This window comes from Pseudalkalibacillus salsuginis (assembly GCF_021646685.1).
In the GTDB taxonomy this organism is placed as follows: domain Bacteria; phylum Bacillota; class Bacilli; order Bacillales; family Fictibacillaceae; genus Pseudalkalibacillus; species Pseudalkalibacillus salsuginis.
This window is the reverse complement of sequence record NZ_JAKJHW010000001.1, coordinates 681,866-694,181: the sequence shown is the minus strand read 5'-3', so window position 1 is coordinate 694,181 and position 12,316 is coordinate 681,866. Positions and strand designations below refer to the sequence as shown.

The window sequence follows — 12,316 nt, the reverse complement described above, 5'->3', positions numbered from 1 at the left end:
TCGTGGAACAGAAAAATAAAACCTGGAAAGGATGAAGTACATGAAGAAAGGTTTTTTCCTATTTTTAGGTGTTTTACTTGCTTTTTCATCATTTAGTTTCAGCGCATTGGCACCCCACAAGAAAAATCAAGCTCTAAGCAGGCATTTTTAGTTGTTTTTAAATCTGAAAACAGCTTGCCTGCAAATTACAAGTCAATCATTGAGAAGGCTGGAGGAGAAGTAACGTATGAGGTAGCTAAGATTGGAACAGTTGAGGCTACAACTTCTAATCCTACTGCATTTATTAAATCGTTAGTAAAAAACACAAATGTTTCGAGCCTTGCTCCTTCATTGGAAGTATCTATAGATTTACCTGAAGTTGAGGTAACTGCTGCTGACGTTGAGCAAAGTGGATTACAACCTGTTCCAGAGAATGAAAGCATTTGGGAAGCTGGATGGCAATGGGATATTGAGCGGGTAACTAATAAGGGTGCGAGCCATGACCTTTCAAGTGGCAGTAAAGATGTTGTAGTCGGTATTATCGACTCTGGCATTGATTTCGACCACCCTGATTTAAAGGATAATATTGTTTCTAATTCAAAAACATTTGTTCCTGGAACAAATGATGCACAAGATTTCAACAGCCATGGTACCCACGTTGCTGGAACAATCGGTGCAAATGGCCGTATTAAAGGTATTGCACCTGAGGTGGGACTACGTTCATACCGAGTATTCGGTGCTACAGGTGGTGCACAGCAAATTTGGATTACGGATGCTATTATTGCTGCTGCGGATGATGGTGTGGATGTAATCAATATGAGTTTAGGTGGTACAAGAGTAATTGGACAGTGGTATTACACAGATCCTGGTACAAGCGAGAAGATCCGTTTAGGTAATGACGCTGCTGATATGGTGGCTTACAATCGTGCTATTCGTTATGCTGCTAATAAAAATGTAACAGTTGTGGCTTCTGCAGGGAACGACCGTCAAGATTTAAGCAACCCCGCAAAGCTAGCTGATTGGTATAATGCTACTTTAGATGCGAATCCGGCAACAGCTGCTTATGATGTTCAAGGTGCTGCATTTAAAGTTCCTGCTCAAATCCCTGGTCTAATTACTGTTTCTGCTCTAGGCGGAGGCTTTGGTACAGAGGACCGGCTTGCATTCTATTCCAACTATGGAAACGGAAATATTAATCTATCTGCTCCAGGTGGAGATTTAGGTCCTGATTATAATGGAACACGCGTACCTGGTGATTACAAATGGTTAGTATTAAGTACTGTTCCGACTTATTTAAATTCTCCAACTGGAGTTGCACAATTCGGTTCGCAAGGCTATGGCTGGAAGGGCGGAACTTCAATGGCTTCACCACAAGTTGCTGGAGTGGCTGCTGCATATATCGCTAAAGTTTATAAAGATGCAGGAAAGAAGCCATCTCCAAGCCAAGTACAAACACATTTACAACAAACTGCGGATGATGCAGGAAAAAACGGTTATGATCCAATCTTTGGTCATGGTGTAGTAAATGCATATAATGCAGTAAAGTAATATATTAAAGCTGCTTTTTTGGTACAGATGTAATTAAAAAAAACGGCGTGCCAACTGACAACAGTTTTGGTACGCCGTTTTTTAAATTTTAATCTCAAAAAACTCAGGATATGTTATAGAAGTACCTATCTAGATACTTATATTCTATCCGGCTTTCACTACACAGATTTTTTTTCATTCCGGATATGCTGTAAGGTTCTTTGCAGCATGACGTGGTTTTTGTCACAAATTTCTTGCTTTCTCGGAATGCTTGGATAGAGGTCTGCTCCATCATCCCAGCTCGACGGAAGATCCACAGGCGCTTTTTCCTGCCATTTTGTCAGCCATGCTTCAGGTAGTGTACCTTGAAGTTCAATTCCATTCATTTCTGCCCAAATCATAGACCATGCCCTCGGTACAACTCTCCAAATATCATAGCCTCCACCCCCAACGGCAATCCAACGTCCTTCTGTGTAACGATCCGCTGCACGATTGACCAATTCCGGAATTTTACGATAGGACTTCATCGTCAGGGAAAGATGGGTCAATGGGTCCCAATAGTGAGCATCTACACCATTTTGGCTGATGATGATATCGGGTTTGAAGAACTTGACAATTTCATCGATCGCTTCCTCAAGTATAGGTATCCATGAATCATCCTCAGTAAAGGCGTCTACAGGTAGATTGAAGGAGTATCCATATCCTTTACCGGCTCCTTTTTCGGATACATTCCCAGTACCAGGGAATAGATAACGACCGGTCTCATGAATGGAAAACGTGCATACATCCGGGTCATCGTAAAAAGCCCATTGGACACCATCACCATGATGGGCATCTGTATCAATATACAGGACACGGGCATTATATTTTTGCTTCATGTACTCAATTGCTATGGAACTATCATTATAAATGCAAAATCCAGATGCCCTGCCCCTGAACCCATGATGCAATCCGCCACCTAAACTCAGCGCTTTTTTTGTTTTCCCTTCAAAAACTTGCTCTGTGGCGGTCAATGTCGCTCCGACCAGCCAAGAACTTGCCTCATGCATGTCTTTAAAAATAGGCGTGTCATCTGTATCCAAGCCGAAGCTTGACCGCAGCGACTCGGGAAGTTGCCCTAGGCCAGCCTTTTTTATTGCATTCAGATAATCTTTGTTGTGTACAAGCAGAATTTCTTCATCAGTCGCTTTACGGGGTTTGACGATCTGATCGTCTGAGAGAATCCCTGTTTCTTTTAAAAGCTCATATGCCATTTGAAATCGTAACGGATTGAACGGGTGATGATTACTGAACTTATAGCTCAAAAGCTGATCAGAAAAAACAAAAATCGGCTTTGTCATACGAATTCTCCTGAGGTGTCCGGCCATAATACATTGTATCCCTCCGATTTCAGATGATTGATGATCGGTATAGGGTTCATGGTCTGCACACGAAGGACAAGTACTTTGGTTACATCTGTTTCTCCAGGATAGACGAGAACACTGTTGATATTAACGTTATGATTCCTGATCACAGCTGTCACATCCGCTAACCTGCCAGATACGTTTTCCACTTTAACTTCAAACTGTGAACTTGGCTGATGTGCCCCTGTCAGCTGTATCAACGTATAAAGCATATCCCTTTCAGTAATCATCCCGACGATTTCATTGTCTTTCACAACGGGAATACATCCGATACGTTCTTCATAAAAAATCGATAGCAATTCCTCAACAAAATCGTATGGATGACATGTGATCACCTCTTTGACCATTACCGATTGTACTTCTATATCACTAGGAGATTTTTGGTTGGGAATACGGTCCAAAACCAAATCTCTATCAGAAACGATCCCCACCAGATTTTTTTGCTCATCAACAATTGGAAGATGGCGAATCCGATGGCTTTCCATCAGTTTCTTAGCTTCTTCAATACTGACATTTTTCCTGATGGAAATGACTTCTGTTTTCATCATAGCTTCGACTTTCATCTTTGGACCTCCTAATACATAAAACGATTTTGAAAACGGAGTTGATCAAATCTCTGAATCGATTCACGGTCAACACGGCTCCCGATCCTGGCCATCAAACAATTGGCAGGGTGAGAACTTATTTCCGGATCGTCTGTTGCATACCACTCCAAACCACCCGCATTCATCATTTTTTCCATGACTTTCCGGTAATCCCAAACAGATAATCCGGTGCCTTTCAAATCCCAATGCCAGTAGTATTCGGTTGTGATGACGATGTAGTCTTCCATAGCATCATCCATCATCGATACTTTCAATAGATTTTTACCGATTTTATAGTTGCGGAATTCCGGGATGATTTCAATTGCTCCGAGCTCTATCAAATTCTCCATATTACCTTGTGACCAGCGTTCAAGAGGATCAGGATAGACATATGTGACGTATCCAACAATCGTATTTTGATAGCGTGCAATGATGATTCGCCCCTCTGGCAGTCCTGCTATTTCAATCAACGCTTTATGCTGTTCAGCAGGAGGCCGGAACGCAACGAGGTCTTCATGGAATTCGTAGCTTGCGAGAGTCGTCGGCTTGATCGGCCCTTCTAAAATCAATTTCCCCTTAGGTGTATTCATAGTTTTTGCATTATAGATTTTTGGATGCTTCAAACTCGGGTTCACCACCTGTATTCATTCTCTACTCTTTATTATACATGAAATCATAACAAGTAAGCGTTTTCAAACCAAAATACTAGGAACAGTATTAAAATTGAGAATAATCGAAAATGTTGATATACTTAATCTAAATCTTAAATAAAGGGGAGATCGAATAATGAAAGTGGAAGCGCTTCCTGTTATCAATGGTGAATATAACCTACAAGATTATGAAACTACCTATAATTCTTTTGATTGGTCAGAGGTAGAGAAGAATTTCTCCTGGTCATCCACAGGCAGAGTCAACATGGCTTACGAGGCAATCGACCGTCATGCTGAATCATCAAAGAAAAATCAGGTAGCCCTTTATTTTTCAGACCAAAAACGAGATGAAAAATATACGTTCAAGGAAATGAAGGATTACTCTAATAAAGCAGGTAATGTGCTGAGGAATTTGGATGTAGAAAAAGGGGACCGTGTATTCATCTTTATGCCTCGTTCCCCTGAACTCTACTTCTTATTTCTCGGAGCACTGAAAGTCGGTGCGATTGTTGGTCCTTTGTTTGAAGCCTTTATGGAAGGGGCAGTGACTGACCGGCTTGAAGATAGCGAAGCGAAGGTCCTTGTGACGACTCCTGCTCTTCTTGACCGTGTACCAGTTGAAAAATTACCTGCACTCAAGCACGTGATTCTAGTTGGTGAAAATGTGCAAGAAGATGACACATATGCGGATTACTACAAGCGAATGGAGAATGCAACCAAAGACCTCGATATCGAATGGGTCGATCGTGAAGACGGTATGATTCTCCACTATACTTCAGGCTCTACAGGGAAACCAAAGGGTGTCCTGCACGTGCATAATGCAATGCTTCAGCATTATCAAACAGGGAAATGGGTCCTTGATTTGAAAGATGATGATGTATATTGGTGCACGGCAGACCCTGGCTGGGTGACTGGTACCTCTTATGGTGTCTTCGCTCCATGGTTGAATGGTGCATCGAACGTTATTCGTGGAGGCCGATTCAGTCCGGAAGATTGGTACTCCACCATTGAAAAATATGGAGTATCTGTCTGGTATAGTGCTCCAACGGCATTCCGTATGTTGATGGGAGCAGGTGATGAGGTGGTCAAGCGATTTGATCTCTCAAGCTTGCGTCATATCCTAAGTGTAGGTGAACCATTGAATCCGGAGGTTGTCCGTTGGGGATCGAAAGTGTTCGGACTTCGTATTCATGACAATTGGTGGATGACAGAAACTGGTGCTCAATTGATCAGTAACTTCCCGTCCATGGAGATCAAACCTGGATCGATGGGTAAACCGATTCCAGGTGTAAAGGCAGCGATCATCGATGATCAAGGAAACGAGCTTCCGCCGTTCAGAATGGGTAACCTTGCGATAAAAAAAGGTTGGCCTTCAATGATGAGAGCAATCTGGAACAGGCCTGAAAAGTATGAATCCTATTTCACGACAGGTGATTGGTATATCTCAGGTGATTCAGCCTATATGGATGAAGAAGGATACTTCTGGTTCCAGGGCCGGATTGATGATGTCATCATGACCTCCGGTGAACGTGTCGGTCCGTTTGAAGTGGAAAGCAAGCTCGTCGAGCATCCTGCCATTGCCGAAGCGGGTGTCATCGGAAAACCAGATCCAGTACGTGGTGAAATCATAAAAGCGTTCATTGCACTGCGAACAGGTTATGAACCCAATGATGAACTTAAAGAAGAGATACGCAGCTTTGTGAAAAAAGGATTGGCTGCACATGCTGCGCCAAGGGAAATCGAATTCAAAGATAAGCTTCCTAAGACAAGAAGCGGTAAAATAATGCGCCGGGTCTTGAAGGCATGGGAACTAGACCTCCCGACAGGCGATTTGTCTACGATGGAAGATTAATAATAACGGAGAGATGAACATAATATGGTTTAGAATTAGCATAAGCATGTGATTCCATACGACATCACATGCTTTTTTGTTCTTTCAAACCGTTATTTGTAAAATTATGTTAAAGTAGATGTGTAGGAAGGAAATGGGGGTTGGAAAATGACTCAAATGGTCGATCAGATCAAAATTGTAGAGTATGAACCTAGTTATGCAGCAGCAGTTGCTGAAATGTGGAACAATAGCCAGGATGGTTGGGGAGGCGGGAATACAGTACAGACAGAAGAACAAGTCCTCAAGCAAGAAGCTAATTCGACCAATCTCCACCTATACCTTGCTTTAGAAGGTGAAAAGGTGGTTGGGTACTGCAGTCTTAGTGAATATAGGGAGGATGAGGGAGCTTTATACATTCCCCTACTGAACGTACGAGGTGATTATCACGGTAAAAAAATCGGAAAGAAGCTTGTTCTGAAAGCATTGGAACGTGTTATCGAACTAAAATGGCCACGTCTTGATTTATATACTTGGCCCGGTAATACGAAAGCGGTCCCGTTATACAAAAAATGCGGATTTTTCTGGGAAGAGAGGGACGATGCTACCCATCTGATGAACTTCATGCCGACTGTATTACATACGGAAGCGGTCCAGGAATACTTCAAGGATTTGAATTGGTATGAGTCGAGTACAAGAACGATTGAAATAAAGCCGGACGGCGTAACAGAGAATGATTTCCATTACTATGAATACTCATGGGTCAAACGTGGAGAAATGTTGAAGATGCAATTCGAGCGCTTTGGACGCGGGCTCAGGTCGATCGAGACGGATGATTATAAAATTTCTGTTACAGTAGAGGACTTCAAGTTGGTTTTCGGTTCCCGGTATACAATGCGTTACCACATCAAAAATAAGAGTGGAAATCCTTTGACTGTTTCCCTCCGTGGAAGTGGCAACAAGAACATCCAATTCTCTTTTGAAACGGATTATCTTGATGTAGGGGATGAGGAGGTCATCGAAACGCCATTTTTTGTCGAAGGGATTGAAGAAGAACAGAGCGTTTGGAGAACCCACCCAACCGTCGATACGGATGTATTGATTAACGGAAAAACGGCAAAATTACAGGTCGGAGTACTGCCTAAATTTCCAGCGAATGTGAGTTGTCACATCGATCAGAACCTCTCCTTCATTGGTCAGTCTTCCAGTTTATATGTAGACATTGAAAACAATTACAAAGAAACAGTAACATTTTCATTTACGTTACCTGAAAGTGAATTATTCAGTTCAGTGAAAAATAAGGTTGATGTTACCTTGCAGCCAAAGTCAAGGTGTTCGGTTCCTATCGGGTATACGCTCAAGGGGCACGGATTTTATTCTCCTGAAGTTGAGATTACTGCAGAAAAGGCTGATGGTTCCCAGGTTGTTTTTAAGAGGAAAGTGAGTGTCGCTTTCAAAGGAATCGGAGCCAGGTTCTGCGGTGAGAGTGAAGAGAACTACAATTTCTATAACGGCCAGTACCATATGTGGCTTCAGAAATTCGATAACTGGCTGATCCCAGGGAGAAAGCAGACTAAGGACCAGGATTCTGCGTTCATGTATCCTCGTCTGGGAAAACCTTTTTCTGAAGAATTTTCCAAGGGAAAAGCTGAAAAAGTCGAGTTTATTAAAGATGATCGTTCAATAGGATACAGGGCAACATATCGCTCAAAGTCCTATCCAGGTGTGAAGATCCATGCTATCGCTAAATTATTTTCCGAAGGGTTGATTGAACATCACTACGAAGTGGAAAATACGAATTCCCATACACTGGATGAACAGCTATGGATTAACAATCCGGTCTATCATACGCTAGAAAAAGCAGTCATCCCTTATGAGAATAGATTGATAGAATTGAAGGATTCAATCGGTTCCTATCATCAATATTGGAAAGGGGATTCCGTCACCGAAAACTGGATATTTTCAAGGGATGACGAAAACCCAAGGGGACTAAGCTGGTCAAAGCAGGATAAAATTAACTTTGGCGGTTGGTTCGTTTATTTTGAAAACCGGATCGGCAGGTTAAGGCCACATGAAATCGTGAAAACGGAGCCGGTCCATCTTTCCATCGGAGCATTTCAAGACTGGCGATCCTTCAGGGAATTTGCAACTCAGAATTCATCTGATCATAGGGCTTTGACAGAACACCTTGAAATCAATGTCAATGACCATAATCCATTCATTACTGAGGATTCGATTGAAATTAAGGTATTAGATTACAAAGCTTCTTATCTAAATGGCGTTGTAGAATTTTTTTCAGGTAGTCAAATACTGACAAAGGAAAAGCTACGCTCAGATGAAGCGATTAAGATAAAGGACTTTAAAGTGCCATTGACTGAATTGCCGCAATCAGGAATATTGACGGCGAATCTAAAACTAGATGCAATCGAAACACAGAAATCCTCTCTTTATGTCAAGACTGGAAAAGAAGGAATCCGTTTTGAGACAGCGGTAAAGGAAAGTGTGGGAGTCTTCAAATGCGACAATGGTTTAATGGAGATATCTGTAGCTCCTGACTTCTATCCAGGACTCTATTCATTAAAATGGAACAATCAAGAGTGGCTTGATTGTTCGTTTCCGGAAGTGAAAGCAAAGTCATGGTGGAATCCTTGGTCAGGGGGAATTGAGCATAGACTGCGGGATGTTAGTCAAAGGTCTTTATTAAAAGAGAAGCGGTATACCGAATTCGTTTCATTAGAGGATTCTAAAGGAAATGAATGGAAAGGGATCAAGATTGTCGTTCGACTTGAAGAGAACGAGAAATATAGAGGATTTGAATATCATCAATACTTCTTGCTTTTACCAGGTACGCCTGTCGTATGTCAGACAACGGAAATCATTCAAAGTACCGGGAACTATATGAGCATGAAAAATTGGGATTCGAATTGTTTCTTCAACCCTAGTTCGAAGTTTGAACATAGCTGGGGGTACTTCCAGAATGCAAATGGTGAGTGGAAGAAGATCTATGGTGGAAAAGGGGAGCAGCAAATAACGGTCACACGAAGTGTCTCATTCGGCTCCGATGAGCATGAAGGTCTGCTCCAGATCATAGCGGATTCGAATGATTCTCGTATAAGTTCTTATATCAACAAGGAAGTCATGTTCCTGGAGATCAATACAAAGCTTAATTCAGAAAATGGGATGCGGATGTTTACCAAACCTGTATTCTTCCTCGGCACTCAAACACCTATTCCAGACAGCGCTTTAGATGATCTGAAGTCGATCCGGTTTACTAGCAAATAGCAAAACATTCAAAAAAGACCTTATCAAGTGTTCATTACTTGATAAGGTCCTTTTCGTTCATCAACCGTTTTGACCTTCAGGGTCATTCTCCGGATCAACTTCAGGGTCATCCCCCGGTGGAGGAGGCTCTGGCTTATCCTTTTCTTTCGTTGGCGGTGGATCTTTCGGTTTATCTTCCTTAGGATCTTCTCCCACTTTCACTGGGTCACTGTTCTTCGATTCATTTCCTGATATATCAACCGCGCGGACAATATAAGTGAAGTTTCCGCCTGAAATCTTAAAGCTCGTTTTATTTCCGCCACTCACTTCACCGACTGCAGAATAAGCATCGCTTCCATTTGCTGTACGATAAATTCGATAACCGATAACATCTTTTTCCCCTGAAGCATTCCAGCTCAGCGTTGAGCCACTTCGTTTCAGTGATACTGCCCCAGGTGCTTTGCCATTATCCTTCAGTTCATCATCACCAATGATATTGTCCCAATCGTCTTTGATGAAGTTATCTAAATTGATGCTATCAAAATAATCCTTATTGATCATGACTCCTTCAGAAGTGAATCCTCCAGGTGTATTCCCGGCAGCTTTGTATTTCTTACCTTCTGAATTGACAACATATTTCACTTGTTGCAAGCTGTCGTCCTCTTCTTTAGGCAAATATTTCACGTTAAACAGGTCGGTTTTCACAAGCCCCGCCTCTTTACACAACTTAGACGGAAGTTTACCAGAGATTCCACAGAACGAAGCTGTTGTAATCCCGCTTGGACGTTTATGTTTTTCTGTCGTCAACAATTCAGGTCTCACGTCATATGCCGCGTTCATAAGTGCTGCCCATATCCGTTGGCTTCGAGGGCCATAACCTGTGGCAACTTTTTTAGGAGTATCATAGCCGAGTCTCAAGCCCATCGTTAAAGTAGGGTTGGTCCCAATGAACCAGGCATCATGGAAATCTTGGGTCGTACCTGTTTTACCAGCCCAATCAACGGATGGATGTTTAAGCATGCTTGGTAATCCTGCAGCAGTCCCGCTCCGTACGACATCCCGCATGATATCTAAAGTCAAATAAGCGGTTTGAGGAGAGAAGACCTCTGTTTTCTTCGATTTATGTTCATATACGACCTCGCCATCTTTGGACTTGATCGATTTGATCATATAGGCATCGACGAACTTTCCTTGATTGCTGAAAGTGGTATAGGCATTCGTTGCTTCTTCCACAGTAACACCTGTAGTCATACCTCCAAGGGAAAGTGAAGGGTAATGGCGTTCTTCTTCACTTAAAGTCGTGAATCCCATCTTATAAAGGTATTCAGTCGCTTTTAACCGGTCCATCTTTACATACGTACGAGCAGCAGGGATGTTATAAGACTTTTTCAATGCTTCTCTAGCTGTTACCAATCCATGGTATCTGCCATCGTAGTTATTTGGACTCCATGGTTTAGCTCCACCTTTATTTGCATACGTAAATTTTGTATCTGGTATGATCGATCCGGGTTGCACCAACCCCATCTCCATTGCCGGAGCATATACAAGGATCGGTTTCATTGTGGAGCCGTTCGGTCGATACGACTGTGTCGCGTGATTCAAGTTTTCTTGCTCATAATCACGCCCACCGACGAAACTTAGAATTTCCCCTGTATCATTCTTGAGCAGCATGGCACCTACATCTTCAAGTTCTTTTTCACCTGTTTCAGGGTTTGTTGTATCAGGTCCATATGCGACTTTATTTTTTGTTTTTTGCCATGCATCATAAATCTCTTTATCGATTGTAATATCAATTTTGTAACCATTTTTCCTTAATTCAAGGTCGGCTGCTTTTTGATAGCTGCTCTTTTCAGTCGGAGTCAATTCGGAATATTTCTTACCGTCCTGCTCTGCTAATTTCACCTTCATGACATCAACTGCTCTGCGTTCGATTTCCATCGTCAAATGCGGATAATTTTCAAATGGGCTTGGCGAGTTTTTAGTGAATTCCTTTGTAACATCATGTGCTAGAGCTTCATTGTATTGCTCTTTGGTTATGTATCCACCAGAAAGCATTCTCGACAGTACCGTCTTCATCCTGTTGAGCCCAGGCTCTAAATTCTCTTTGACTTTTCCATCATTCGTGAATGGGGTGTATCCGAATGGACTTTGCGGCATTCCTGCGATAAAAGCGGCCTGTGCAAGGCTCAGATCTTTAGCATCCACACCGAAAATCCCCTGAGCTGCGGCCTGAATCCCAGCAATGTTATGACCTGAAGCATTCCGTCCGAATGGTACGATATTAAGGTATGCTTCTAGTATTTCTTCTTTTTCAAAGAACCGCTCCAATCTTAAAGCGAGAAGCATTTCCTTTGCTTTCCGATCAAAAGAGACCTCCCTAGTCAGCATCTGGTTTTTTACGAGCTGCTGTGTCAATGTGCTACCACCCGTTTGAACTGCCGCACCGGTAACTTCCTGGAAAATTGCACGGGCAATCGCTTTAGGAACAATTCCTTCATGCTCTTGAAAATATTCGTCTTCCGTCGCGATGACTGCATCTACCAAATGAGGTGAAACTTCCTTGATATCCACTTCTTGACGAACGATATCAGAACGGAGATTACCTAACAAGGTTCCATCAGTAAAATATATTTTACTAGTTTCTGTATAGTTGTAGATTTCGCCTCTCATATTGTCATACGTTCTTATTTCTTCGTCTTTGACAAGTGAAGCAAAGTAACCAGCACCAACTCCAGTTGCAAAAAAGCCGCCGGCAACCGCTAAGACTAACAAGACTAAAAACAGGTTCCATACTACTTTCCCTGTTATCCGACTAATTTTAAAAATGTTCTTATCATCTAAAACCTTCATGTAATGTTTCACTTTATTGATGAAGGATGATAGGTGATTCATGGTCATACCCCCCTAAATTTCCAATTTTCATTATAGCACATAGACAACATATGGAATACCTTTCATGTTGATTAACTAGAGGAGTAAATTTGACATTTCGATTATGAATGTGGTACAAAATGATTATACTTTTTTACATACTGATAGAGCATAGACAGGAATAAGTAGCAGTTTCCTCCCTGTAAACAGAGA

General features: G+C 42.1%; 7 protein-coding genes and 1 other annotated feature (1 of these 8 only partly in view). Of the genes, 3 read left to right on the top strand and 4 right to left on the bottom strand.

Annotated elements, in window-relative coordinates; translation table 11 throughout:
- Nucleotides 1–174: 174 nt before the first annotated feature.
- Nucleotides 175–1,527, top strand: coding sequence for a S8 family serine peptidase (locus tag L1611_RS03485; protein WP_236311692.1), 1,353 nt, complete (start codon nt 175–177; stop codon nt 1,525–1,527).
- Nucleotides 1,528–1,685: 158 nt separating this feature from the next.
- Here L1611_RS03485 and L1611_RS03480 read toward each other — a convergent pair whose 3' ends face one another.
- From L1611_RS03480 to L1611_RS03470, 3 genes are read right to left on the bottom strand one after another with little or no spacing between them, the layout of a single operon-like run.
- Entirely contained in the window at nt 1,686–2,846 is a 1,161-nt protein-coding gene (locus L1611_RS03480) for an acetoin utilization protein AcuC (RefSeq protein WP_236311691.1), read from the bottom strand.
- Entirely contained in the window at nt 2,843–3,472 is a 630-nt protein-coding gene (locus L1611_RS03475) for an acetoin utilization AcuB family protein (RefSeq protein ID WP_236311690.1), read from the bottom strand. The genes L1611_RS03480 and L1611_RS03475 overlap by 4 nt, the downstream gene beginning before the upstream one ends.
- An 11-nt stretch (nt 3,473–3,483) precedes the next feature.
- Nucleotides 3,484–4,116, bottom strand: coding sequence for a GNAT family N-acetyltransferase (locus tag L1611_RS03470; protein WP_236311689.1), 633 nt, complete (start codon nt 4,114–4,116; stop codon nt 3,484–3,486).
- 163 nt (nt 4,117–4,279) lie between these two features.
- Between L1611_RS03470 and acsA the strand changes: the two genes are divergently transcribed.
- Complete coding sequence (acsA, locus tag L1611_RS03465; protein WP_236311688.1) at nt 4,280–5,995, top strand: acetate--CoA ligase; 1,716 nt, start codon at nt 4,280–4,282, stop codon at nt 5,993–5,995.
- A gap of 147 nt (nt 5,996–6,142) precedes the next feature.
- The gene (locus tag L1611_RS03460) at nt 6,143–9,253 is read left to right on the top strand and encodes a GNAT family N-acetyltransferase (RefSeq protein WP_236311687.1); all 3,111 of its coding nucleotides are present in this window, start codon (nt 6,143–6,145) and stop codon (nt 9,251–9,253) included.
- A 60-nt stretch (nt 9,254–9,313) separates the two neighbouring features.
- On the opposite strand, the gene L1611_RS03455 is transcribed toward L1611_RS03460, so the two are convergent.
- Nucleotides 9,314–12,124, bottom strand: coding sequence for a transglycosylase domain-containing protein (locus L1611_RS03455; RefSeq protein WP_236311686.1), 2,811 nt, complete (start codon nt 12,122–12,124; stop codon nt 9,314–9,316).
- A 142-nt stretch (nt 12,125–12,266) separates the two neighbouring features.
- Nucleotides 12,267–12,316 (top strand) — a binding site (T-box leader) (it continues 166 nt past the right edge of the window).

What these genes read in the sequence shown, in the direction of transcription:
- L1611_RS03460 (WP_236311687.1), top strand. Translation starts at nt 6,143, where the DNA reads ATGACTCAAATGGTCGATCAGATCAAAATTGTAGAGTATGAACCTAGT.
- L1611_RS03475 (WP_236311690.1), bottom strand. Translation starts at nt 3,472, where the DNA reads ATGAAAGTCGAAGCTATGATGAAAACAGAAGTCATTTCCATCAGGAAA.
- acsA (WP_236311688.1), top strand. Translation starts at nt 4,280, where the DNA reads ATGAAAGTGGAAGCGCTTCCTGTTATCAATGGTGAATATAACCTACAA.
- L1611_RS03480 (WP_236311691.1), bottom strand. Translation starts at nt 2,846, where the DNA reads ATGACAAAGCCGATTTTTGTTTTTTCTGATCAGCTTTTGAGCTATAAG.
- L1611_RS03455 (WP_236311686.1), bottom strand. Translation starts at nt 12,124, where the DNA reads ATGAATCACCTATCATCCTTCATCAATAAAGTGAAACATTACATGAAG.